The organism is Eubacterium sp. 1001713B170207_170306_E7 (assembly GCF_015547515.1).
Lineage (GTDB): Bacteria > Bacillota > Clostridia > Eubacteriales > Eubacteriaceae > Eubacterium.
In genome coordinates this window covers 809,219-832,149 of record NZ_JADMVE010000001.1, presented here as the reverse complement: position 1 = coordinate 832,149, position 22,931 = coordinate 809,219, and the positions used below count along the sequence as shown (strand labels likewise).

At 54.1% G+C, this 22,931-nt stretch carries 26 protein-coding genes; 2 read left to right on the top strand and 24 right to left on the bottom strand.

Features of this window, described 5'->3' with window-relative positions; genetic code table 11:
• Positions 1-29: 29 nt before the first annotated feature.
• Entirely contained in the window at positions 30-617 is a 588-nt protein-coding gene (locus I2B62_RS04120; protein ID WP_195267690.1) for a DUF6431 domain-containing protein, read from the bottom strand.
• Positions 618-986: 369 nt separating this feature from the next.
• On the opposite strand from I2B62_RS04120, the gene I2B62_RS04115 reads away from it, so the two are divergent.
• Positions 987-1,766 (top strand): methyltransferase domain-containing protein, encoded by a 780-nt coding sequence (locus I2B62_RS04115; protein WP_207735930.1) that lies wholly within the window; start codon positions 987-989, stop codon positions 1,764-1,766.
• A 40-nt stretch (positions 1,767-1,806) separates the two neighbouring features.
• On the opposite strand, the gene I2B62_RS04110 is transcribed toward I2B62_RS04115, so the two are convergent.
• From I2B62_RS04110 to I2B62_RS04010, 21 genes are all read right to left on the bottom strand, one after another.
• Positions 1,807-2,013, bottom strand: coding sequence for a helix-turn-helix transcriptional regulator (locus I2B62_RS04110; RefSeq protein ID WP_058694660.1), 207 nt, complete (start codon positions 2,011-2,013; stop codon positions 1,807-1,809).
• Between the two features lie 6 nt (positions 2,014-2,019).
• Positions 2,020-2,331 carry a DUF6442 family protein gene (locus I2B62_RS04105; protein ID WP_058694661.1) on the bottom strand — a complete coding sequence of 104 codons (312 nt, stop codon included), beginning with the start codon at positions 2,329-2,331 and terminating at the stop codon, positions 2,020-2,022.
• A gap of 140 nt (positions 2,332-2,471) precedes the next feature.
• Positions 2,472-2,816: a TIGR04076 family protein gene (locus I2B62_RS04100; RefSeq protein WP_195267688.1), complete on the bottom strand. Its 345-nt coding sequence runs from the start codon at positions 2,814-2,816 to the stop codon at positions 2,472-2,474.
• A gap of 13 nt (positions 2,817-2,829) precedes the next feature.
• On the bottom strand, positions 2,830-4,773 hold the full coding sequence (locus I2B62_RS04095) for an NAD(P)/FAD-dependent oxidoreductase (protein ID WP_195267687.1): 1,944 nt from the start codon (positions 4,771-4,773) through the stop codon (positions 2,830-2,832).
• A 168-nt stretch (positions 4,774-4,941) separates the two neighbouring features.
• Positions 4,942-5,751: a MerR family transcriptional regulator gene (locus I2B62_RS04090; protein WP_195267686.1), complete on the bottom strand. Its 810-nt coding sequence runs from the start codon at positions 5,749-5,751 to the stop codon at positions 4,942-4,944.
• A 1-nt stretch (position 5,752) separates the two neighbouring features.
• Entirely contained in the window at positions 5,753-6,658 is a 906-nt protein-coding gene (locus I2B62_RS04085; RefSeq protein WP_195267685.1) for a DMT family transporter, read from the bottom strand.
• Between the two features lie 24 nt (positions 6,659-6,682).
• Positions 6,683-7,012, bottom strand: coding sequence for a cupin domain-containing protein (locus tag I2B62_RS04080; RefSeq protein WP_195267684.1), 330 nt, complete (start codon positions 7,010-7,012; stop codon positions 6,683-6,685).
• 16 nt (positions 7,013-7,028) lie between these two features.
• On the bottom strand, positions 7,029-7,817 hold the full coding sequence (locus I2B62_RS04075) for a class I SAM-dependent methyltransferase (RefSeq protein WP_195267683.1): 789 nt from the start codon (positions 7,815-7,817) through the stop codon (positions 7,029-7,031).
• 219 nt (positions 7,818-8,036) lie between these two features.
• Positions 8,037-10,094, bottom strand: a complete 2,058-nt coding sequence (locus tag I2B62_RS04070; protein WP_195267682.1) for a penicillin-binding transpeptidase domain-containing protein — start codon at positions 10,092-10,094, stop codon at positions 8,037-8,039.
• 139 nt (positions 10,095-10,233) lie between these two features.
• Positions 10,234-11,052 carry an SDR family oxidoreductase gene (locus I2B62_RS04065; protein ID WP_195267681.1) on the bottom strand — a complete coding sequence of 273 codons (819 nt, stop codon included), beginning with the start codon at positions 11,050-11,052 and terminating at the stop codon, positions 10,234-10,236.
• 197 nt (positions 11,053-11,249) lie between these two features.
• Positions 11,250-12,134 carry a LysR family transcriptional regulator gene (locus I2B62_RS04060; RefSeq protein ID WP_195267680.1) on the bottom strand — a complete coding sequence of 295 codons (885 nt, stop codon included), beginning with the start codon at positions 12,132-12,134 and terminating at the stop codon, positions 11,250-11,252.
• A gap of 132 nt (positions 12,135-12,266) precedes the next feature.
• The gene (locus tag I2B62_RS04055) at positions 12,267-12,707 is read right to left on the bottom strand and encodes an HTH domain-containing protein (RefSeq protein ID WP_195267975.1); all 441 of its coding nucleotides are present in this window, start codon (positions 12,705-12,707) and stop codon (positions 12,267-12,269) included.
• A 62-nt stretch (positions 12,708-12,769) separates the two neighbouring features.
• Positions 12,770-13,105: a CGGC domain-containing protein gene (locus I2B62_RS04050; RefSeq protein ID WP_195267679.1), complete on the bottom strand. Its 336-nt coding sequence runs from the start codon at positions 13,103-13,105 to the stop codon at positions 12,770-12,772.
• Between the two features lie 21 nt (positions 13,106-13,126).
• Positions 13,127-13,744 (bottom strand): Type 1 glutamine amidotransferase-like domain-containing protein, encoded by a 618-nt coding sequence (locus I2B62_RS04045; RefSeq protein WP_195267678.1) that lies wholly within the window; start codon positions 13,742-13,744, stop codon positions 13,127-13,129.
• A 233-nt stretch (positions 13,745-13,977) separates the two neighbouring features.
• Complete coding sequence (locus I2B62_RS04040; RefSeq protein WP_195267677.1) at positions 13,978-14,607, bottom strand: CatB-related O-acetyltransferase; 630 nt, start codon at positions 14,605-14,607, stop codon at positions 13,978-13,980.
• A gap of 113 nt (positions 14,608-14,720) precedes the next feature.
• Positions 14,721-15,263 (bottom strand): helix-turn-helix transcriptional regulator, encoded by a 543-nt coding sequence (locus I2B62_RS04035; RefSeq protein ID WP_195267676.1) that lies wholly within the window; start codon positions 15,261-15,263, stop codon positions 14,721-14,723.
• A 116-nt stretch (positions 15,264-15,379) separates the two neighbouring features.
• Complete coding sequence (locus I2B62_RS04030; RefSeq protein WP_347707792.1) at positions 15,380-16,687, bottom strand: MFS transporter; 1,308 nt, start codon at positions 16,685-16,687, stop codon at positions 15,380-15,382.
• Positions 16,688-16,815: 128 nt separating this feature from the next.
• The gene (locus tag I2B62_RS04025) at positions 16,816-17,289 is read right to left on the bottom strand and encodes a MarR family transcriptional regulator (protein WP_195267674.1); all 474 of its coding nucleotides are present in this window, start codon (positions 17,287-17,289) and stop codon (positions 16,816-16,818) included.
• 150 nt (positions 17,290-17,439) lie between these two features.
• Positions 17,440-17,673, bottom strand: a complete 234-nt coding sequence (locus tag I2B62_RS04020) for a DUF2922 domain-containing protein (protein ID WP_195267673.1) — start codon at positions 17,671-17,673, stop codon at positions 17,440-17,442.
• Positions 17,674-17,715: 42 nt separating this feature from the next.
• Positions 17,716-17,949: a hypothetical protein gene (locus I2B62_RS04015; protein WP_195267672.1), complete on the bottom strand. Its 234-nt coding sequence runs from the start codon at positions 17,947-17,949 to the stop codon at positions 17,716-17,718.
• A 365-nt stretch (positions 17,950-18,314) separates the two neighbouring features.
• Positions 18,315-19,802 carry a PLP-dependent aminotransferase family protein gene (locus tag I2B62_RS04010; RefSeq protein WP_195267671.1) on the bottom strand — a complete coding sequence of 496 codons (1,488 nt, stop codon included), beginning with the start codon at positions 19,800-19,802 and terminating at the stop codon, positions 18,315-18,317.
• A gap of 115 nt (positions 19,803-19,917) precedes the next feature.
• Between I2B62_RS04010 and I2B62_RS04005 the strand changes: the two genes are divergently transcribed.
• Positions 19,918-20,526: a LysE family transporter gene (locus I2B62_RS04005; RefSeq protein WP_207735929.1), complete on the top strand. Its 609-nt coding sequence runs from the start codon at positions 19,918-19,920 to the stop codon at positions 20,524-20,526.
• A 9-nt stretch (positions 20,527-20,535) separates the two neighbouring features.
• Here the strand turns inward: I2B62_RS04005 and ilvB are convergent, their stop codons facing one another.
• Entirely contained in the window at positions 20,536-22,254 is a 1,719-nt protein-coding gene (gene ilvB, locus I2B62_RS04000; protein ID WP_195267670.1) for a biosynthetic-type acetolactate synthase large subunit, read from the bottom strand.
• 80 nt (positions 22,255-22,334) lie between these two features.
• On the bottom strand, positions 22,335-22,922 hold the full coding sequence (locus I2B62_RS03995) for a TetR/AcrR family transcriptional regulator (protein WP_347707791.1): 588 nt from the start codon (positions 22,920-22,922) through the stop codon (positions 22,335-22,337).
• Between the last annotated feature and the right edge of the window lie 9 nt (positions 22,923-22,931).

Here is a 22,931-nt window from a genome sequence, read left to right as displayed (position 1 = left end):
GGATGATACGGGCATCTTATCACGTCGGCTTACCCTGTGTCGCTGCATTGCCAGTGCAAAGCACCAAATCGGTTAACCGTCATTTTGAGCGCCAGGAGGTACCAGCGCTCAAAACCTGCCGTCGCGGCCCGCAGGGCGGACCAGAAATCCCAGGCTTTACCATCCTCTTCGCAAAAGGTCAGGCGAATCCCCAACTGGGTGAGCGCCCATAAGAACAGCATGAGCTGGTCCGCCATCTTTTTGAGCAGCCGCCGGATCGTGCCTGGTGTGCAGGGCACCTCAGTGCTGCCGTCGGCAACCGCCTGGTGCACTTCGGCGTCGTAATGGCTGTAGGGCACCAGTATGTCGGGAAGGTCGCGTTTGGGGTGGTTATGATTATAACAGGCTTTATTGTCACAGACCACACGGCGTATCTCCACCTTACTCTCGATGCCGTCCATACCGGTAAAGCCCCGGGCTTTTTTACCGGTGAGACGCTCTCTTTCGTGCATGGGCGCGCCGCAATCGGGGCAGCAGGGCATTTCACCATAGATGAATTGATAGTAGTTCAGCGGGGTTTTCCCATCCTCCTTCAGGGTTTCCTCCACCAGCTTCAGTTTTCCCTTTGAGATCAGCATCGCACTGCTCCCGGCGGGATGTTAAGTTTTTCACAATAAAAAAGGAACCGCCAGCGCTCAGCCTTCAGTTCCTTTTTGGGTGACAGCCATTGTCCCTTTAGTGTTTTATTCGATTACGCCCGGTGTGCGGCGGGAACAAATGGATACAAGCGTCTCCCTGCATGACTCTCCCCTTTGTTTTAATTTAAGTATGATATTTTTCTCTTTAATTAATGTGCTTTTATTTTAACATATTTTTATCAGAAAAGGCAATCTTTTTTTATTATAAACCGCGATATTTCCGAAAAAAATTTAAACCCGCCGGTGCATTGCCCCCGGGGCTGTTCTGGATTATAATAGGATTACTTTATGAACAGGAGGTTCACAGCATTGGGAACTTTTGAATTTAATGGTGAAAAATACGCGCAGGCTTCCAGACACCAGAAGGAATGGGGCGGCCGCCTCATATCCGGGCTCAGCCTCAGGGGCAGCGAGTCCATTCTGGATCTGGGCTGCGGCGACGGCGCGCTGACCGAACAGCTGGCCCTGCTGGTGCCGGAGGGTACGGTTTTGGGCATTGACGCCTCACAGGGGATGATTAACGCCGCTGAGAAGCACGTGCAGGATAATCTGAAGTTTATGCGGGCGGACATCAATCGTTTGAATTTCGCCAATACCTTCGACGTTATTTTTTCCAACGCGGCGCTGCACTGGGTCAAGGATCACGAGCTGCTCCTGAAAAATGCCCTGGCCGCGCTGAAGCCAGGGGGTGTTATCTCCTGGAATTTCGCGGGAGACGGCACCTGCTCCCGCTTTTTTGAAGTCATCCGAGAGAAAATGGCGGCTGAGCCCTACCGCGCCTTTTTTCAGGGGTTTGTATGGCCCTGGTACATGCCCTTAAGGCCGGCTTATGAAGAGAAGGTCCGGGACGCAGGCTTTTCGACGTTTTCGGTGCTTGAGGAAAAGGCCGACCGTTTTTTCGCAGACCCGGATGAGATGATCCGGTGGCTGGACCAGCCGACTCTCGTTCCCTTTATGGATTGTGTTCCCCCTGCTCTCAAGGCTGATTTCCGGGACGACGTCATCAAAGCCATGCTTCATAAAACGCAGCAGGCGGACGGCACCTGCTTTGAGACCTTCCGCCGGATTAAGGTAACCGCGGTAAAATAAGGCAGAGCACGGCGCAGAAATGTGCCGTGCTCTTTAATTTCTAAAAATAAAACAGCTCCTCAAATTTCTTATCCAGCGCGATGCACAGAATCAACGCCAGCTTTGCCGTCGGGTTAAACTGGCCGGTTTCGATGGAGCTGATGGTGTTGCGGGAGACGCCGACCAGCTGGGCCAGGGCGGACTGGGAGAGCTTTTTTTCTTTTCGGATTTCCTTTAAGCGGTTTTTTAAAATTAATTCCTCATTCAAAACCCTTTACCCCAATACAGACAGTACAAAGCTTGCGAGCGATGCCAGCGACGCAACCCCGCCCGCGATGGTGGTGACAAGATAGGCCTTCTGTTTTGTAAAACGGTATTTAGGATAAGCCTCAGCTGAGAGAAAGGCCCAGAACATGGCCATTGGCGCGTAATTGGGCTGGCCCTTAAACAGGTTAAACAGCACGATAAAGACGAAAACAGCTGAGAACGCCACTACCCCGATCCTGCGTCCTCTGTTTTCGGCCTCGGTCATACCCTCATCCTTTTTTTCCTGACGGCTTCTGGCTAATATTTCTTCTTTATCCATGATGGTGACTCCTTTACTTTTGCCAAGTTTTATTGGCATTATCATTGTATCACCGCCAAGTATACTTGTCAATAATCAAATCCTATTTTTATTGAAATACAAAAAAGCAGGAGGCTTCTCCTGCTTTTGGTGCCGCCGTTTTACCGCACGGGCGTGTAGTTTATCTGCCCCTGCTCGTCGGTGGCTTCCAGCTTAAAAATCACTGGACGCAGCCCGTCGTTGCAGCTGCAGATGGCCACGCCGGGTTTTTTGATCCAGTCGCCATAGTAAAACAGCTCCTTATCCGCGCCGTGGGCCAGGGCAAAAACGTACTGGTAAATGGCTTTCCAGGCCTCGTCGCAGAGCCCGTCAGGCTTTGCGTAATCGGCATAGAAGGTCTGGCCTTCTTTGAGCATCGGACAGGCGGTGAGGCCATCCACACCGTATTCCTGTGCCAGATCCTGGTTTAACATTGTCCTGAGAACGGTAATTTTCACTTTCTTCATGGTGTTTCCTCCTTTAATCTAAAACATAGGCTTTTTCAAAGCCGCTGTGCACGGCTGCCTGAACCCGGCCTGCTTTAACAGTATCCCCCAATGGGATCACTCTGTCAAACGTTTTTCTGAGCACATCGTACAAGGTGGTATCCGGGCGGTTGCCCACAGACAGGATCAGGCAGTCTGTGCCGATGCTCTGCTCTTCGCCGGTCCGCAGGTTTCTCACGACCACCGACCCGGGGCTGGCTTTGAGGAGCTGGGTTTCCATAAGAATATCTGCGTTTTGCGCTTTCAGGTTTTTCAGCACTGTAAACAGGTTGTCCCGGCAGACTTCCGGGGCGAGCTTATCCTGCATTTCCACCAGCGTGACCGTATTGCCCATCCGCGCGAAATGCTCTGCGACCTCACAGCCGGTCATGCCGCCGCCGATGACGGTCACCCGTTTGCCGTTGATTTTAAAGTCCGGCGCCAGAGCCTCCCCGACGGTTTTATAAGCCACAGTCTCCAGCCCGTCAACCTTTGGGATAAAAGGCCTGGCCCCGGTGGCCACAAAGACGGCGTAGGGATTAAGGCTCCGGATGGCTTCGGGCGTTCCTTCGGTTTCAAGGCGCAGGTCAATGCCCAGCTTTTCTGCCTGGGCGGCGTAATATCCGGCCAGCAGCTTCAGGGGTTCCTTGTCTGGTGTCCGGGAGCCCAGCTCCGACGCGCCGCCCACATGATCCTGTTTTTCAAAGACAACGACCCTTGCGCCGCGTTTTTTCATTAGGATGGCGGCCTCCATGCCTGCCGGTCCGGCGCCCACGACAGCAATGGTCCGGCCCGTCATATCCGCACTGTGTTCTGGAAATTCATTCTCTCTGACGGCCTCGGGGTTGACGGCACAGGTACTCTGCCTGAAGGCCGCGGTCTGGTCCAGACAGTACAGGCACCCAATGCAGGGCTTGATGTCGCTGCTGCGCCCTTTTGCCGCTTTTTGAGCCCAGTGGGCATCGGCGAAATTAGCGCGCCCGACAGCCGCGTAATCCATGATCCCCTCTGCCAGGAAGCGCTCCGCCTCCTCAGGCATTTTAATGGCGTTGGTGGCAATGACCGGGACAGCTACCGCGTCCTTAACGGCTTTGGTGATATAGGACTTCCAGCCAGGCTTAAACCCAATGGGCTCGATAATATAATAGCGGCTTTCCTGGTTGGCGTTATTGACACTCAGACAATCCACCCCGATTTCTTCCAGTGCCCTGGCGATCCGGACCCCCTCCTCCAGACCGTAGCCACCCTCTGTAAACTCATCGGCGCTGAAGCGCACACTGATTATAAAATCTGCGCCGCACGCTCTCCTGACGGCCTCAACCACTTCCCTCAAAAAGCGGAACCGGTTTTCAAAGGAGCCGCCATATTCGTCGGTCCGCTGATTGCTGTAGGGGCTTAAAAACTGGTTGATGAGGTAGCCGCCGGCAGCCAGGATCTCAACCCCGTCGATCATGGCGTCCTTAAGGATACGTGCGGAAAATACAAACTTCTCAACCGAGCGTTTTATCTCTTCTCTGGTCATTTCCTCCGGTACCTGATCATGAAGCGAATAACCGATGGGGCTTGGAGCGATCATACGCTTGCCCGTGACCGCCGTGGGCACTGCCTGCCGTCCGGCCTGATAAATCTGAACCAGAACCCGGCAATCGTATTTGTGCAGGGTGCGCGCCAGCCTGCTCATACCGGAGGTATGCCGGGCGTCGGTAACCCGGAGCTGCGCCCCGGCGAAGGACTGGCTGAAAACATCGTCCACGCTCGCGTAGGCGGTGACAATAAGACCAACTCCTGCCTTTGCCCGCTCCTCATAATAGCGGATCAGCCCGTCGGTCATTTCTCCGTTAAAGCCTGCGGCCAGCACCTCCATAGCAGGCATAACAATCCGGTTCTTGATGGTGACATTTCCAATTTTCCCACTTTCAAAAAGCTTAGAATCATTCATTTTAATACCTCTTTCGTTCTTTCATGCTTTTATTCTAACGCATGGAGCCTTTCCAGAGTCAACCCCTGGGATTTCGCGCAAAAAAGCGGGAAACCTCAAGGATTTCCCGCTTTTCATCATGATAACATCCAAATTTTAACCGGAACTGTCCTGGAACCGTTCCAGGGCTTAATCCTCCCGAACGGGCACCCACAGCTCGTAAACACGCTGCTCCTGTCCCTTTTCATGGCGCACCATGGCCATCCGTCCCAGAATATCGCCGGCCGGCTCAAAACAGTGCGCTTTCATCCACGCGTAGACAGGCACAAGCCCCTGGGCATTGATAACCCCTGAAGTCTCCAGCACCGTATGGACAGCCATGACCGGCGGCCGCTTTTCGGCGATGGGCCCAAGGTCAATCCCGTAACGCGCTGCCAGCGCCGCGTTGATGGTGAACCCAAAGCGGCTCTGATTTTCGATGGGCTCAGCGCTCTGCCTTTCCGGTATGACCACCGCGCAGTCAAAAAGATTGTGGTTATCCATGACCTGGGTAAAATAAGGGCTCTCGATATTGCCGCGCACCAGCTCGCCACCGTCGGCATAGGCGCACAGGTAAAGCTCCGGGGTAAGCCCGATGGTAAAGCGTCCCGCGCGCTGTCTGCGCAGCTCCGCCGCCTCCAGCAGCCTGTCAATTTTGTATAAAGCCATCTCCTCCCGCCGCCGCTCCTCGGTGATCACTTTACGCTTCTCCCGCAGATGGCGGCAGATGTCCTCCTCAGAATAATCCGAGAATATTTCCACAATCTCTGCCAGGGTAAAGCCCATATTCAGGAAAATACGGCTGTCATACAGGGTGCGGATATCATCCATGGAATACTTGCGGTAATGGTTGTCTGATTGCCGCTCAGGGTGAATGATGCCCTTCTTTTCATAAAACCGGATCGAATCCGCTGAGAGGCGCAGCATGCTGGCCACCTCGTTTATTTTCAGTTCTTTCATTTTAATAACCGTTCCCTTTCAGATTAGCCAGATAAACGCCGCCGATGACAAACAAGGTTCCAAGCACCTGAAGCGCGGAAAAGCTTTCCCTCAGGAAAACCACGCCAGCCAGAATGGAGACCACCGTGGATATTCCTACAAAAGAGGCCGACCGGTTGGTGCCGATGGTAGCGATGGCCAGATTGTTAAGTAAAAAGGCCAGGATCGAACAGCCGATGCCCTGGTATAAAACTGCGGTAAGAAAACCGCGGTTAGTAAAAGGCGCCGTTAAAAGTTCCATGACCGCCGAGGTCTGGAAACTCTGTATCAGAGCGGCGGCCGTGAAGGCAAAGGCGCCAAAGGCGATCATCACATAGGTTTTTTCCGCGCTGGAAAAGGAAACCGCCTTTTGGGAAAAAACAGCGTACAGGCTGTAGGAAACCACGGCCACTAACAGCATGAGATACCCCATCGGATTAAAGGAGGCCTCCATCCCCTTGGATAAAACACAGGCCAACACACCGGCCATGGTGACGCACACCCCTGTTACCTGCAGCTTTGTGGGTTTTTCCTTTAAAATCAGTGCCCCGGCCATCAAGGTCACTACCGGAATGATGGAGAGGAACGCACCGCTCTCCGAAGCGGTCGTCAGGCGGATACCTGCCGTCTCACCCACGAAATAGATGACCGGCTGAAAAACAGCGATCAAAAATAAAGGCCACAGCCCCTTGCCCTTCAAATGAACCCGGACCACCCCGGCTGCTACACACAGGTTCATGACCAGAAAAGCAGTGATAAACCGCCAGCTGAGCAGCGTCAGCGGACTGGCCGAGGCGGTTGCCTGCTTAGTGAATAAATAGCTCAGTCCAAAGAGCGCCTCACAGACAATGGCACACAGGCTGCCCTTGATGATTTTCTTTTTTTCCACAGTTTTACTGCCAATTCCTCTTTCCTACTGCTCCGGCACCACAGTAAACAAAACCAAGTCCTCATTTCCGGTATTGATGATGCTGTGAGATGAGCCCTTAGGACAGTACTGGCAGCAGCCGGGCTCCAGCACTTCCTCGTCTCCGTCACAGACAGCCATGCCGGTGCCGCTGAGCACATAATTGACCTCGCTGCTTGTCGTGTGGGCGTGCATCCCAATGGAGACGCCAACGGGCAGGCGGCTGATCATCATCTTGTTGGAGGGCTCCATATACATTTTCGCGGACACCGAGCCCGCGCCGTCATTTAAATGTGGAATCGTTACTTCCTTCATTTCATCAAATCGAATTAACATATTCAATCACGCATCCTTATCGTTTTTTTAATACGGTTACCGCGGCGTAGTGTAAAACCTCAAATCGCTGCGGCGCAATCCTATCCAAAAGCTCACGGTGCTCTTTGTCGAAGGCGGCCGTCTCTTCTTCGGACAGTGACGCCTCAATGCCCCGGCAGGCTTTTATCCGGCCGTTCCAGCTCTCTCGGGTAAAGGGAACCTTCAGATCAAAAACCTCCTGGTGCTCAAGGGTGAAGTACTCGTTATAGGCCCCGGGCACGCCGATTAAATGCCTTTCCTCCCGGCGCCCGGTCCAGTCAGGATTGTACTTAAGCACAAGGGCCTCGCTCTGCCCGGCGACGGCATCCTCAAAGGGGAGCCACGCCATGTACAGAATGATCAGCCGCCCCTGGGGCCGGAGTATGGCAGAAAGCCTGGGTGCAAGGGCTTCATGGTCCAAATAGGTAAAGCACTGGCACGCGGTTATCACGTCAAAGCTGCTGTCCGGGAACGCCATCTCCTCGGCGGGTACGCATAAAAAGTCAATCTTTGCTTTCTGCTCCTCAGCCAGAAGGATGGCCTGCCGGATCTGGTTTTCTGAAATATCAACGCCTGTAAAATCCGCGCCGCAGGGGTATAAATGGCGGGGCAGCACACCCGTGCCCGTACCCATATCCAGCACCTTCTGGCCCGCGGTGCACGCGCCCATATCCAGAAGCTTCTGGTAAAACGCCTGGGGATAGATATCCCGGTATCTCGCGTAATCCTCCGAGGTGCGCCCCCAGTCAAAGCCGCGGCCATTATCAATTCCTGCTTTTTTAATCATTTCCTCTCCTGCCTTCCCACAACGACTGAACCTCAAAATCTGCCAGCTTAATCCGTTTTTGTCTAAGCTAAGTATAGCATAAAAACAAGGCACAGCGCAAAATTGTGCTGTGCTGCCAGCCCGGTTTGAGCCCAAAAAGTAGCTGTCAGGGTTCAACGGAGCCTTTTTAAAAAGCCGGACAAACAGGATACACCCCTGCTTGTCCGGCTTTTTGACAGCTCAGAATACGCTTCGCACCTTTGGCACCAGGTAATGGCTGCCGCCGCGGTCCTTGACGTCCTCTACCATGCTGACGACCAGCAGCGGATCCGGGCTGTCCGGGTCGGCGGTAAAAGCGTTAAACCAGCCGATTTCAGTGCCGCCTGTATCGTCCTGGGAGGCTTTGATTTCTGCCGTCCCTGTTTTACCCGCCAGGGTCACGCCGTCGATATACGCTTCGTGAGCAGTGCCGGCCGGGTTTTCAACCACCTGGATCAGGTCATTGCGGATAGTATCGGCCGCCGCACTGGAAAACACGTCCCTATACCAGAACTGCGGGGTTCCACTGTATTCCAGCACTGGCTTGATCATACTGCCCTCATTGACAAAGGCCGAGTAGACCGAGGCCATGTGTACCGGATTGACTAAAACCTCGCCCTGTCCGTAGCCGCTCTGGGCCAGCTGTCCCTCGTTCGCGAAATCACCGGAATTGGAAACCTGGGACGGGGACAGGGCCAGCGGGAAATCGAGGACCTTGCCAAAGCCGGATTTTTCCAGCCCCTCTTTAAAGGCCGTGCCGCCCATCTGGAGCGCCGCCTTGGCAAAATAGATATTGTCTGAGTAAACCAGGGCGTTTTCAAGATTTGCCGGGCCGTCATAGGCCTGGAGCGTCGTGATCATTAGACCGCCCCAGGAGGCGTCCTTCTGCCAGCTGGTACCGCTTGCGCCAAAATCCGCCGCGGGATCAAGGTTTCCGCTTGTCATGCCCACACCCGCGGTGAGGGGCTTAAAGGATGAGCCCGGCGCATAGGCGGCTTCAAACCGGTTTTGAAGCGGCATTGAGGGGTCTGTACTCAACGCGTTCCACGCTTCCTCTGAGAAGCCGCTGATAAAGGCATTGGCGTCAAAGGAGGGCGTACTGACAAGGGCCAGCACCTCGCCGGTTTTGGGGTTTATGGCTACTGAGCTGCTCTTATCAGAGGCGAATTGGTCGTAAAGCCGGGTCTGGAGCGAGGCGTCAATGGTCACCGTGACATCCTCTCCCTTTTCAGCCTTGTCCTCGACAAGCGTCCAGATTCTCGGCTTTTGAGTCCAGTTTCCCGCCTCATCCTGATAATTGTCAAAGCCACCCTTGTCAACCTGAATCTTACAGCCGTCCTTTCCCCGGAGCCGGCTTTCATAGGCGGCCTCCAAGCCGGATTTGCCAATGACAGAGCTCTCCGTGTAGCCCTCATCGCCGCGGGTCTCCAGCTCCTCAGCCGATATCCCCTGCACGTAGCCGGTCAGCTGAGAGGCTTTTTCGCCGTAGGGGTAGGTCCGTACCTCGGCCGTATCCGTGTACACACCCGGGATAGCCAGGAGCTGCGCTTCAAGAGCGGTGTCCGCCATGTTGATGTTGGCCATGGGCACACGCACATCATCGGTCACCCAGCTTTGGGAAAGCTTTGACTGGATAGCCTCTGTTTTCATGCCAAGCAGAGCCGCCATGGACTGGAGATCAGCGTCTTTTGTTTCAGCGCTCAGTTTTTCCGGGACAATGCCGATCTCCAGAACCTGCCCCTTTCCTGCCAGCAGATTGCCGTTGCGGTCATAAATGCTGCCGCGTTCCGCCGTGACCGGCACCACCGATACGGTCTGTCCCTTTGAAAGGCTGGGAATAATCATGCCCTCATTCCAGTCGATGGCCCAGCCGTTTGGTTTTTTTGTAATACGCGCACTGGTACCTCCCCTATAATGGCCTGCAACCGTATCCATTTCATAGTCATATTCGAGGTAGGTATAGTTGTCTGTGCTCTCGTCGCTTTTTATGATATTGCTGATCTTAACATTGCTTGCCTCGATGCCCTCATAAATGTTTTTATTCTGGTCAAGGAAGGCCTGCCGGTCAGTATAGCCCTTGGCTTTTTCAGACAGCAGCTCATACATATCCTCGTACCGGCCCTCATTGACATATTGGATATAACGGTTCAATACCTTTTCCGGCGTCTGCCAATTATACCAGACAAACAGGCCAATCGCCACCACCAACAACACAACGCCGCCAATAATAAAAGGCAGATACTTTTTTACACGATGCATTTTTATCCTCCTCTATTGAATTTATAACAATTATATCACATTTCAGCGCCAATTACACGTTAAAACTGAAGCCAAAAAAGCACAACGCAAAACTGCGCTGTGCTGCTAAAGACAAGCCGGGCAAAAGACCAGGCGCCCGCTACGCTCCATAAAAATAAGCTGCGGTTGCGCCGCCGTCAATCAGAAAATCCGATCCGGTGATAAACGCGCCCTGGCCGCTCATTAACAGCCCGGCCACATTTGCCACCTCATCGGCGGTGCCGGGCCGCCCGGCCGGACAGCTTTCAAACATATTTTTATAGAAATCACCCCGGGGCCCATTCAGTTCATCCATGGCCAAAGGAGTGATGATGATTCCCGGCGAAATGGAGTTGATACGGGCGTTTCTTTTCCCCCATTTCACAGCCTCTGCCATGACGCGCTTTTCATTACAGCGTTTTGCCATTTGATAGGCATGCAGCGGATCCTGAATCCTCCCCGGCTGAAGTATTTCTAAATCCAACAGTTCTTCTGGCGGGGTGCATGCCAGCTGCGCGTCTTCCTCCGGCGTCAGCTGCGGCATGCGGTGGCCCGACTGGCTGGAAATCGTTACGCCCGCGCCGCCCCGGGCGATCACTTTTCCAACCGCCTCCAAAAGCACAGCGGTGCCATACAAATCCACTTTTAAAATGGTTTCGATGGACGCCTGGCTCGGGGACACCCCGGCGGCATTGACAAAGGCGGTGATTTCGCCGTATTCCTGCGCGCTGGAAATCAGATGCGCAATCGATTCCCTTGACCCTAAGTCCATTGCCATTGGCGTGACGTCAAACCCCGCCTGGTTCATAATATCCGCCGCCGACCGGGCGTTTTCGAGGCTTTTATCGCCAACGATGATTTTTTTACCATACCCTGTCCGGCGTGTGATCGCCATCCCAATCTGTCCCGCGCCTGTCCAGAGCATTACTTCCTTATCCATGATCGCTTACCTCATTTCATAAATCATTTAAAACAGCTAACACGGCTATGCCGCCGCTATCCATTTTCTATCTGTATTATAAGCCTCATAAAGCCGCGAAATCAATTCGGCTTTCCAGGCTTTTTAATAAGTTTTACTAATACAAAAAAACGGCTCCCAGGCGTGAGAACCGTTTATACTGCCAAAAGAACCTCTGTTTACTGATCAAACTGGCCTTTTAAAATTTCCGCGAAGGCTTCTTTATACCTTGCGGTGTTATCCCGTTTCCAAAAGACACAATATGTCTGAGAAACCGGCTGGTCATTGCGAAACAGAGGGACATGGCAGAGCGAATTTTCGATTTTTTCGCGGTGGTTTTCACCATTGGTCAGCATAAAGCCGCTTCCGCTGATCACCAGTAATTTTGCCTCCTCCAGATTTTCGGCAAACCAAAACTCACCCTGAAATCCGATCACGTCACGGTAATAAGCCTCCTCAACCCTCTGCTGTGTCTCAGAGGCGACCAAAATACAGGGGGTGTTCTTCAGCTCCTCCAGTGTAACTGATTCCAGCGCCGCAACCGGGCTGCGCGCTGAAATGGCAATAAACGTGCGGCTGTGCGATAAAACAATATTCACGTATTCCTCCGAAAAGGCCCTGCGCTGGTCGGTAAAGACTAAATCCACACAGCCGCCGCGCAGCTGCGCAAATAATTCTTCATGGTCTCCGGGCTCGGTTTTCACCCTGACTTGCGGATATTTAAAGGCAAACGCGTCCATTGCCCCAATGAGTGCCGGTCCATTATAGCCGCGCAGATAGCCAACGCTCAGAGCGGCCTCCTCTTCATGGGCAATTCGGTTGGCCTCATTGCAGATTCGTTCATAATCCGCGATGAGGATCAGACTTTTTTTATAAAAATATTCTCCGGAGGGCGTCAGCGTAAACTTCCTGTTTTTTCGCTCTAGCAGCTGAAACCCAAGCTCCCGCTCCAATGCCTGAACCTGCTGCGATATGGCAGACTGCGAAATATGACACTCCTCTGCCGCTTCCGAAAAGCTGTTGCTGCGTATCACAGCCTGAAAATATTTAATTTGACGAATCATGCGCCCACCTCCTAAATTATCAAAATTACTTTGGCTGGCCGTGTTCCTTTATCAAACCGTTGTACGCTACTCAGACAGCTCTGGCAGTACCGATTTTCACAGATACAGTCTCCATGGTTATCTCTCCGTATTTTATATTTTATCTGCAGTATCCTTTAAAAGGAACCGCAATGACATCACCGTCACCGCAATGCGGTATTTTGCATTTTCAGAGATAAGTCCCGGCCGATTCTGTAAAAGATGCCCGACCTCCCTTTCCTCAACGCCGGCCATTTTGGCGATCGTCTCCTGCGACAGGTGATAATGGGTGATTAATACATCCAAAAATCCCGCTAATTTAAGGTCTTTATCCTCTGTGGCGCTGAGATACAGGGCCGCGGTTTTATCGAAAAGACGGCCTTTATCCAGATTTTCGTCTGACAGAAATTCCAGCTTTCCATCCGAAAGCCAGATGATCTGTTCACGCGTTAATGAAAGATAATTTGAAAGCATCTCAAGGCTAAGTCCATAATCCATGATCAGGGCTTTCAGCCAGTCCGCGATCACATTAAAAGATATTTTTTCAATATTCATAGAACGCCTCCAAACAGGCCATATCGCCTTACTAACAATAATCCCACCGTGCCGCACCGCTTTCAATGCGTATAATCAAGAAACCGGATCTTCTTATCCTTCAGGTCTTTCTGGATAATATCCTTCATTTTCCTGGCGAAGGGGCATGGGTAGCCGATGGGGTTGCCCTTCTGAATACAGGAGGCAAAGGCGATGGTGTCCGCGCCTCGCTTTACAAGCTCTCTTGCCCTGAGGACCGCTTTCTTTGCCGGGCACCCGCCGCAGCTTGTGAAGCCGATAATTTCGATATCCTCTGTTACCCCTGCAAAGACCCCCTCGCGGGCCTTAATCACCTTAAAATCCATTGTTCCCGGACAGAAATCCTCTGTCTGCATACACCGGATAATGCCTAGCTTCATGATATGTCCTCCTCTATGCTTTCAGCATTTGCCTAAAATCTGAACCCGCTCGCCCTCGACAAAGACGGCCTGACGGTCATTGATGACCTTTAAATCCAGTGCCTTGCCGTAATCCGCCCTGATCTTTTCAACGCTCTTTCTGAACTCCCGGTTCTGGGCGTGGGGCAGCACGTAAAAGTCAATGAGGTTCAGGCCTTTATAATCCTTTAATTCCGGGGCTTTTTCCACCTTGTCCATGCCGGCCGAATAGCCAATATCCGGCGCGGCCACGATGGCCCCGGCCGATTCGCCGATATAAAGCTTCCCTTTGTTTACTTCCTGAACCAGCAGCTGGTCGGCCCCGGTTCTTCTCAATTCCTGAAGCAGGTAAAAGGTGTTGCCGCCGGTGATATAAATACAGTCATTCTTTTCCAGCTTGTCTTTAATGGTTTCATAGGACGCGGTGGAAATCTCCAGCTCATCCACCAGCATTCCCAGCCTTTTCAGGCGCCACCGCCCAATTTTCACGAAGAATCCCAGGGGCTCCGCGCGGCTGGCAGTTGGAATATAGGTGACTGTTTTATTTTTGAGCTCGGGTTCCACCTGCTTTAACAAATGCTCAACGTTCTGAAACATTGAGACCAGCAGCATCTTTTTCATGTTTTCCTCCAGATCTCTGCCTTTATTTAAGGGTAATTATTTCCTTTGCGATCGCATCAATCCTCTTTCCGGTTACGTCGATTTTCTCAGTTCATTCTGGCTGAGCCCGCGAAGAAACAGGGTGGGCATATTCAGATTTCCTCCGGTTTCGTAAGTATGGCTTTAGTATAACATAAAACAAGAGGCACGGCGCAAAATTGTGCCGTGCCTCTGTTGATCCGAATCGTATAATTTCACCTCAGCCGTTCGATACAGCCCTCCTGTATGGCGGCAATGTTCCGGGCGATTTTTTCCCTGGGCCAGTCCCACCACTTTATTTCAAGCAGCTCTGCGACCGCCTTGTCGGAAAACCGTTTTTTGATGGGCCGGGCCGGCACCCCGCCCACAATGGTGTAGGGCGGAACATCCTTTGTGACCACTGCCCGGGTTCCGATCACGGCCCCGTCGCCGATGGTCACCCCTGCCAATACGACCGCCTCATAGCCGATCCAGACGTCGTTGCCGACGATAATATCGCCCTTGTTGTCCCAGGACGCGGCCACATCTTTTGGGTCGAGGCCCCACTCCTCAAAGAAGAGCGGAAAGGGATAGGTCGAGAGCGAGCGCAGGGTGTGGTTCGCGCTGTTAAACAGAAAACGGGCGCCGCAGGCGATGGAACAGAATTTTCCGATCACCAGCCGGTCGTGGTTGATCGGATACTGGTATAACACATTATTCTTCTCAAACAACGCGGGGTCGCCTGTAAAGTCATTATACATGGTATAATCGCCAACGGTTATCGCTGGGTTGGTGATAACATCCTTTAAATAGACGGTTTGTTTATCTCCCGTCCGGGGATAGGTTTTTTTCGCTGGAATAGTCATTTTAATCCTCCTGTTGTGTTAAACTATTTGCGGGCTATTCCAGTTATTGCAATGCAGCGTTTCAAGAAATACCACCTCTCTTTTCAGTCGCTTCAAGCATAACACAGACGCCTCTATTCCACAATCTTTATTTTACCCCAATGCCGCTTAACCTTAACCGCATACTTAAGGGTGTAGGAGGCGCATCCCCCGGCCAGAGCCTTTTTAATTTCCTGGATTTCCCGCTCAAGGGCCTCCTCCCCGGCATACCAGCCCAGCACCGTGGTGTTTTCTCCCCAAAATGAGCTGCCGTCCACGCCGAAAAGGGCGTATTTGGGCTCATCCTTTTTTGTCCTGAACCGGGGCGAGGCCTGAACCCGGCAGCAGTTCACAATTGACCTGCCGTCAAAGGCTTCGATTAAAATCCGTCCGGCATTCTGGGTATTTCCGGCGCCGGAGCCCCCGCCTGTCTCCGGTTGTGAATCCTCTGCCATCAAATGATCCAAGGAGACCTCCAGCAGCTCGGACAGTAAGAGCAGCTTTTCCACCTCAGGATAGCCGCTGCCCTGTTCCCATTTCGATACAGCCTGCCGGCTGACCTTCAGCCGCTCGGCCAGCTCCTCCTGGGAGAGCTGCCGGTCCCTCCGGATCCGCCTCAAGTTTTCGCCAAAGCCCAATTTTAAACACCTCCGTCTCTTATAGCCCTATTTTACCCGAAAGCGCCCAGTCCGTCTACCAGCCCTGGTTTGCATATCCGCAACCTGAAGTGGCATTTTCAAAAAACGGGCATTTGTCACAGCTCTGCCTGCTCTGCCATCAGAGGATCGACCGCACCGAAAATACGGTGTGTGAGCAGAACGATGCCCAGCATGATCAGCGCTGCGGTATAAAACGGCAGAAATACGCTGCCGCCAATATGCTCAAAGACAAGGCCGTAAACAAACTGGCCGATGGGATTGGTACACATGCAGACACACAGCACGCAGGAAAGCACCTTTCCGGTCAGTTCCCTGGGGGTGAGCAGCTGCAGACAGGTCATGAGCTGAACGGTAAAAAGAGTTGAAAAAACCAGCAGCAGGCTGGATCCGGCGACCAGTACCGCGTAGACTGCCATGCCGCTCAGAAGCTGAAGCCCCACGCCCACCAGCCCCACGGACAGCGCACACCCGGCCAGAAGAAAGGGCATGGACCGTGGTTTCAGCTTCTTCGCAAGCACTCCGGCAAGCAGACCGCCCAGCACGCTGCCCCCTGCCATGAACCCCTGGGCAAACCCGTAAAGGCGGCTGGCGGTATTTGGCTCAAAGCCCATGCGCTGGGTGATTAAAACCGGAACGCCGATTAAAATCAGCGTGGTTAAGAGCAGGTTGACACTGGCAAAAACCAGCGGCATCTTCCACAGAACCGGCCTTTCGTTAAAGATAAAGTCAAAGCTTTCCCGCAGGTCCTTCAGGCCTGTTACCACAATGCCCTCCTGGCTTTTCTTCCGCTCACAAGGCATGTGGATAAAGATTTCCATAACCGCAGACGCGAGAAAGCAGCCGGTGCTCACGTATAAAATCGGGGTAAGCCCCACCATTGAAAACAGAATTCCACCCGCCACCGGTCCGGCCATGCCTGCCAGAGAGCTGATCAGATCGACCACGGAATTTCCCTGCATGATGTGCTCTGCCGCCACCAAATCCGGCACACATGCCTGGACCGCCGGCTGGTACGCGCCCTGTATGCCGTACAGGATAATCATGGTTACAGCCATGAGCGGCACAATGCTGACCCGCCCTGCCAGCAGGCAGAAGATCAGGGTCAGGGCCGCGGTGCCGAAATCCAGCGCGACCATGATGTTCCTCTTATTGACCCGGTCGGCAATGATCCCCCCAATGGGAAAGAGCAGAATCATGGGGATAAAGGAGCAGGCTAAAATGCTGCCAAATAAGGCCGAGGACCCGGTTTCATTGAGCAGATAGAGCGGCAGGGCATACCTCAAGATCTGATTGCCGAACAGCGAGATAATCTGGCCGGCAGCGACCAGTATAAAATCCCTGTGAAAGATTGATTTTCTGTACATCGTTAAGTATTCTCCTTTGCAGACGTCCTTGCAGCTAATTTGAATTTTGATTCCCTGGAAACATATTTATCATAGCATTATTATGTTTCCTTGTCAACAAAATCAGACAATAAAAAAACAGCCTGCGCACAGGGTGCTCAGACTGCCTGCTCTTTTAACGGATGCTCTTATTTTGGTTTAAGCCTGGTATTCAGCTTTTCAATCTCTGCGTCCAGGTGTCTGGTGTAGGTTTCCATAAAGCAAAGCATGTCATTGAGCTGCCCGTCGGTGATGGTATCAAAAACAGGCTTGTCACGCTTCTGAAACGCATTGTGCAGCGCCTCATGGACCGCGTAAACCTCCCGGCCTCTGGCAGTCAGCCTGAAATAGATCTCCTTTTTATTATCCGGCTTCTGGTAGCTTTCAATCACGCCCTTTTCCATGAGCTTTCTGGAAATTTTACTGATGGCGCCCCGGGTCATATAAAAGGATTCCGCCAGCCTTGTCACATTGGAATCCGCGTTTCTCCCAATGTATTCAATAAAGTGCACCTCAGAGGGCTTATACCCCTTAAGCGCTTTCTCCATCTTGGATTTATTGAGCCAGGTCATCTTATTCATCAGCTCCCTGAAGCCTGTCAGCACCTGATCCTGCTTGTTCACAGTCTGCCCTCCTGTTTCTCTGGTATCCACTCTATTATATTAAATTTTTGTTTCTATTTCAACAATATAATCAAAAATTTCAGGAGGCCGCCGCAGGCATTACCGGAGGCACAGCGCAAAAGTGTGCCGTGCCTCCGGTAGGGGGATCCGTCAGACCTCCAGCTCGGTCTTTCGGACGGTTTTATCAACGTATTCGTAGCTCTTGAGCTTCTGGTAAGCAAAGCCGCCGGGGCGGAAAATTTTCTGGGCGATGACAATGTCGGCCGCCGCGGTGATCTGCTCATGGGTGAGGCCGTCCAGATAATCGGGCAGGCTCAAGGTATCGGTATCGCCGTTTTCCAACTGGAATTCCAGATCCAGATTTTTGGTGGTCACTGTTTCCATCTTTTTTCTCCTTTCTCTTTTTTAGTTAAGCTTCACACTGCGTCAGGCAGTCTCAATATTATCGTAATACATCACGGTGGTAATATCGCTGACGATGGGATCCATCAGGGTGCCCAGGGCTTTGGCGGTGCGCACCACCGCCTCTGGCGTGGCAATGGTTTCATCGGTGCTCAGACCGCTGAAGGTCTTGAGCTTTTTTTTGAGCTTTCCCTCTACTTCACCGTAGTTCAGATTGATCTTGAGCTCGTTTTTCAGCTTTTGTCTTTCATAGGCCATCGGGGTATCTCCTTTCGTTTTGATGGCTTTAGTATACCACCCGTTATCCCCATTGCCTATGGACAGCTGGAACTGGCGGATTTGTCAGCTTTGGCGCGTCCCCCTACCTGCCTGAGTCATTTATGATTTACGCATTTATATTTATTCTAATAGGAAGAAAACCGCCCGGCGTCACCGGGCTGTCTGAGGATGTGAAAAAAGCCGTCCGGATTTTGTAAAGGCCGGACGGCTCAAAATGTCACGCAGAGGACAGGCGCAGGCGGCCTGCCGCAATGAAAAACACAGGGCTTTAAAACCAGCCGCCCTGTCCTGTCCTGACCTGGCGGGCATGTCCGGTACGCTCCCTCTGCTTCGCGGCCCCGGGATTAAAGGCTGTCCAGGCCGCGTCCCAGCTCCGCCAGGGTTTTCACGGCTTCCCTGAAAACCTCTGGCGGCTCGTAGGCGTAGGAAATACGCAGGGCGTGGCTGGGCGCGAAATCATAGATACTGCCCGGGTTTAAAAGGATTCGGCGCTCCAGCGCCTTTTTAAACAAGCGGTCAATGGACAGGGGGCTTTTAAACCGCAGCCAGATATAAAAGCCGCCCTCTGGCACGTTCCAGTCCGCCAGGCCGGTAAAGTAATCCGCCAGCGCCCGCAGCGCCGCGTCCCGCCTTTTTCTCAGCGCCCGCCTGAGCCCGTCCAGATAGGTGTCGTACTGGCCGCCTGCCAGAAACTCCGCCGCCGCCCACTGAGACAGGGAGCTGGCGCCGTAGTCGGTCTGCATTTTTATATCCCCCAGACGGCGCACCACGGATTCCGGCCCCGCGATCCAGCCGATCCGCAGGCCTGGCGCCAGCGTTTTGGACAATGTGCCCAGGGACAGCACCATACCGCTTTTATCCCTTGCTTTCAGAGAGGCGGGCGGCGGGCTGTCCAGCCACAGCTCGCTGTAGGCGTTGTCCTCGATAACCGGCAGCCGGTTTTTCTGGCAGAAAGCAATGAGTCCGACCCGGCGTTCCTCGCTCATGAGGGTGCCCGTGGGGTTCTGGTAGGAAGGAATGGTGTAGAGCAGCTGGTTTTCACTGGTTTTTCCCTGGGCTTTCTGGTATCGCTCCAGCTCACGGTAAAGCAGCCCCTGCTCATCCATGGGAATGCCGGTAATGGACATCCCGGCGGACTGAAAAACCTGAAGGGATTTCAGATAGCTGGGTGCTTCGGCAAAAACCCGGGAGGATGGGTCTAAAATGCCCACAGAAATGAGCTGCAGGGCCTGGAGCGACCCGGAGGTAATGAGAATGCCCGAGGGCGGTACCGCGATGCCCTGATGGGCAAGCCGGTCCGACACCGCCTGCCGGAGCTCCGGCAGCCCCAGGGGCTCCAGATAGTGGAGGGGCGGCGTCCTGCGGGACAGCCTTTCCAGCACACGGCTCATCAGCTCCCCGGGAAAGAGCGAGGGTGACAGCTCCCCGGTGCCCAGGCGCACATAGTCCTCAAACTCCAGGCGGTTAATGGTCTGGACGGTGGGCTGGTTGGCCTGAAAGCTGCCCGACCGGATATAACGCCCCCAGTCCGGCGCTGTGCCGGACAGCAGCAGCGACCAGGTATCGCTGGCAATGCGGGTGCCGCTGCTTCCCCTGCCCTCCACCAGTCCAATGGCCGCCAGTTCCTCCATGGCGGTGACCACCGTGCTGCGGTTAACGCCCAGGGCCTGGGCCATGCGCCGCTGTGAGGGCAGGCGCGTACCCACCCCCCAATGGCCAGAGGCCACCTGGCCGCTGACATAACGGACGATCTGCACATACAGGGGCACGCCGGAGTTTTTGTCCGGCTGCCAGTCGAGACAAACGGTTTGAAGCGTCTGGGATTTTTGCATAGGCCTCTCCTTTTTGGTTGGGTTCCTTTTATGGTTTTGGCTGTGGACACAGCCGCTTATGATACGTATAATTATAGCATAACCTGACCATTTTGGTTGGTATCAGGAGGACATTATGTATTTTCTTCAAGGACTGACGATGGGGCTGGCCTACGTGGCGCCCATCGGTCTTCAAAACCTGTTCGTCATCAACACAGCGCTCACACAGAGCCGCAGGCGTTCCGCCGCCACCGCGCTGATCGTTATCTTCTTTGACATCTCCCTGGCTTTAGCCTGTTTCTTTGGCGCCGGCGCGCTCATGGAGCAGTTTCCCTGGGTACAGAAGCTTGTGCTGCTGGCGGGAAGCGTCATTGTCGTTGGCATCGGCATCGGCCTGCTGCGGAGCAAGGCGGCCCTGGATACCTCCAGGGATGTAAACCTGCCGCTGCGCCGGGTAGCCGCCACAGCCTTTGTGGTCACCTGGCTCAACCCCCAGGCCATCATCGACGGCACCATGATGCTGGGGGCTTTCCGGGTCACCCTGCCCCCAGAGCAGGGCCTGGCCTTTATCGCCGGGGTCGCCTCAGCCTCCTGCCTCTGGTTTCTTGGGCTGACGGCCTTTATCACCCTGTTCAGCCATCAATTTAACGACCGGGTTCTGCGGGCCATCAATGTGATCTGCGGCGCTGTCATTATTTTTTACGGGCTGAAGCTGCTTCTCAGCTTTATCAAAATGGTGGCTTAGGCCGCCTTTTTATATTCCCTCCATTTCATCCAGCGCATTGCCGGGCGGCACAATGGGCAGCACATTGGCCTCAGCTTCGAGCATGAACTCGATGAGCACTGGCCCGGCGGTATGGCTCAACGCATCTGTGAAGGCCGGCTCCACATCCTCCTCACGGGTAACCCGCCGGGCGGGCAGGCCATAGCTTTCGGCAAGGCGGACAAAATCCGGCGTGTACTCCGGACAATGCGCCGACGGCCCGGAACAGCGGTGCCGGCAGCTTCTTCTGGCCCGCAGGCAGGTGCTGGAATAACGCTTTGCGTAAAACAGCTCCTGCCACTGGCGCACATTGCCCAGCCAGCCGTTGTTAAATACGCAGATGATCACAGGCAGCCCATAAACTACTGCGGTGGCCAGCTCCTGGCTGACCATCTGAAGGCCGCCGTCCCCCATGATGGCCACCACCCGGCTGCCCGGGTTGCCCAGGCTGGCCCCGATGGCCGCGGGCAGTCCGTAGCCCATAGTGCCCAGACCACCGGAGGTGATGAGCCGTCTGCCGCCGCTGTGCTCCAGGAACTGGGTGGTCCAGAGCTGGTTCTGCCCCACATCAGTAACCACAATGGTGTCTGGCAGCAGTGTGTTGACGGCTTCGATGACCCGACGCGGCGTCAGTCCATTCTCTGGTATGCTCAGGGGATGCTGGGTACGCCAGGCATTAATCTGCCCGCACCATTGACGGCACTGGGCCTTTGACACCCGCTGTTCGAGCACGGAAAGGGCTTTTCCGGCGTCCATCGTGATGGCCTGACAGGCCGGCACATTTCTGGACAGGACAGAGGGCTCAATGTCGATATGAATGAGCTTCGCGTTCTTTGCGAAGCCGGCGGTGCGGCCGGTGATGCGGTCATTAAAGCGCGTTCCCACTGCCAGCAGCACATCACAGGCCGATACTGCCGAATTGGCGGCAAAGCTGCCGTGGATCCCGATATTGCCGGCATACAGCGGATGCTTCGTGGGCAGCGCTCCCTTTCCCATAATGGTGGTGACGACCGGAATCCCGGTTTTCTGCGCAAAGGCCTGCAGCGCAGCCGAGGCCCCGGCGATATGCACGCCGCCGCCCGCCAGGATCAACGGGCGTCTGGCCGCTGCGAGCAGGCCAGCCGCCTCATCCGCCCAGGTATGATCCGGCGCCGCCGGGCTTTCCGGCTGCGCTTCTGTTCCAGAAGGCCTGTAGGCGTCGCTGCCAAGGGCCTGCTGCACATCCTTTGGGATATCGACCACCACCGCGCCGGGCTTGCCGCTTTTCGCAAGGCAGAAGGCTTTTCGGATCTCACCGGCCAGATCCTCACGCCGCAAAACCGTGACTGCGTATTTGGTGATGCTCTCGGTTATGCTTACAATATCTACCTCCTGAAAAGCCTGCTTACCCAGCAGTCCGGTTGCCACCTGTCCGGTAAAACAGACGAGGGGCACGCTGTCATAATTGGCGGTGGCGATCCCGGTGACCAGGTTGGTGGCGCCGGGGCCGCTGGTCACCAGACAGATCCCTGCTTTTCCCGTTGCACGCGCGTAGCCGTCGGCGGCATGGGCAAGGCCCTGCTCGTGCCTTGGCAGGATGACCTCAATGGCCGGATGGTCATATAAAGCGTCGAACAGGTCAATGGCCTGCCCGCCCGGATACCCAAAGACCATATCCACGCCCTCTGCTTCCAGGGCCTTTACAAACAATGCTGCTCCCGTTATCTCCATAATAGCCTCCTTGATTGCAAGTGCTTACTTGCATATCCGTTATTTTTTTGGCACCTCCTCTGGAAGAAGGTGCCTGCTTTCTAGTGCCGTTCAATGCCCCTGACAAAAAGAGCGACGCTTTTTGCGATATAGGCGTCCTGCTCTACGGGTGTCAGCCGGTCCTCAAAGGACGCTTTGAGGAAGGTGTAGCCAAAGGTCGCGGAAAAGATGGTCATGGCCAGGCAGTCGAAATCCGTCTCCGCGATTAAGCCACGGGCTGCCATCTCCTTGAAGTACACCTTCAGAGCGTCCATAAAGGACTGAGGTGTTTTCATGATCAGCGGCGCGGTCTCCTCATAGATCTGAGGCGCACGCAGCCCAATGGAGAGCCCCACAAAGTCTGCGGTGACCCGCTCCAGATAGGTGCGCATAAACAGCCTGAGGTCCGGCTCAAGCTCATAGGACACCTTGTCTAAAATACCCGGGCCCAGCTCCGGCCGCCACCGTTTTTCCTCCATGGCGTTCAGGATAATATCCTTTTTGCCCTTGAATTTCCGGAAAATGGTACACTCGTTCACCCCGGCCTGACGCGCAATATCCTTTGTGGTTGTGGCCGCATAGCCCTTATCACGCACCAACGCCATGGTCGCGTCCATAATCCTCTGCCTTGTTTCATCCAAAGGCTCCACCTCCAATGC

Excerpts from the sequence above, each read along its gene's own strand:
- I2B62_RS04060 (WP_195267680.1), bottom strand. The coding sequence starts at position 12,134 with ATGATTCGTCAAATTAAATATTTTCAGGCTGTGATACGCAGCAACAGC.
- I2B62_RS04095 (WP_195267687.1), bottom strand. The coding sequence starts at position 4,773 with ATGAATGATTCTAAGCTTTTTGAAAGTGGGAAAATTGGAAATGTCACC.
- I2B62_RS04080 (WP_195267684.1), bottom strand. The coding sequence starts at position 7,012 with ATGTTAATTCGATTTGATGAAATGAAGGAAGTAACGATTCCACATTTA.
- I2B62_RS04090 (WP_195267686.1), bottom strand. The coding sequence starts at position 5,751 with ATGAAAGAACTGAAAATAAACGAGGTGGCCAGCATGCTGCGCCTCTCA.
- I2B62_RS04055 (WP_195267975.1), bottom strand. The coding sequence starts at position 12,707 with ATGAATATTGAAAAAATATCTTTTAATGTGATCGCGGACTGGCTGAAA.
- I2B62_RS04005 (WP_207735929.1), top strand. The coding sequence starts at position 19,918 with ATGTATTTTCTTCAAGGACTGACGATGGGGCTGGCCTACGTGGCGCCC.
- ilvB (WP_195267670.1), bottom strand. The coding sequence starts at position 22,254 with ATGGAGATAACGGGAGCAGCATTGTTTGTAAAGGCCCTGGAAGCAGAG.
- I2B62_RS04100 (WP_195267688.1), bottom strand. The coding sequence starts at position 2,816 with ATGAAGAAAGTGAAAATTACCGTTCTCAGGACAATGTTAAACCAGGAT.
- I2B62_RS04065 (WP_195267681.1), bottom strand. The coding sequence starts at position 11,052 with ATGGATAAGGAAGTAATGCTCTGGACAGGCGCGGGACAGATTGGGATG.
- I2B62_RS04040 (WP_195267677.1), bottom strand. The coding sequence starts at position 14,607 with ATGACTATTCCAGCGAAAAAAACCTATCCCCGGACGGGAGATAAACAA.
- I2B62_RS04045 (WP_195267678.1), bottom strand. The coding sequence starts at position 13,744 with ATGAAAAAGATGCTGCTGGTCTCAATGTTTCAGAACGTTGAGCATTTG.
- I2B62_RS04015 (WP_195267672.1), bottom strand. The coding sequence starts at position 17,949 with ATGGCCTATGAAAGACAAAAGCTGAAAAACGAGCTCAAGATCAATCTG.
- I2B62_RS04010 (WP_195267671.1), bottom strand. The coding sequence starts at position 19,802 with ATGCAAAAATCCCAGACGCTTCAAACCGTTTGTCTCGACTGGCAGCCG.
- I2B62_RS04070 (WP_195267682.1), bottom strand. The coding sequence starts at position 10,094 with ATGCATCGTGTAAAAAAGTATCTGCCTTTTATTATTGGCGGCGTTGTG.
- I2B62_RS04020 (WP_195267673.1), bottom strand. The coding sequence starts at position 17,673 with ATGGAAACAGTGACCACCAAAAATCTGGATCTGGAATTCCAGTTGGAA.
- I2B62_RS04120 (WP_195267690.1), bottom strand. The coding sequence starts at position 617 with ATGCTGATCTCAAAGGGAAAACTGAAGCTGGTGGAGGAAACCCTGAAG.
- I2B62_RS04075 (WP_195267683.1), bottom strand. The coding sequence starts at position 7,817 with ATGATTAAAAAAGCAGGAATTGATAATGGCCGCGGCTTTGACTGGGGG.
- I2B62_RS04105 (WP_058694661.1), bottom strand. The coding sequence starts at position 2,331 with ATGGATAAAGAAGAAATATTAGCCAGAAGCCGTCAGGAAAAAAAGGAT.
- I2B62_RS04050 (WP_195267679.1), bottom strand. The coding sequence starts at position 13,105 with ATGAAGCTAGGCATTATCCGGTGTATGCAGACAGAGGATTTCTGTCCG.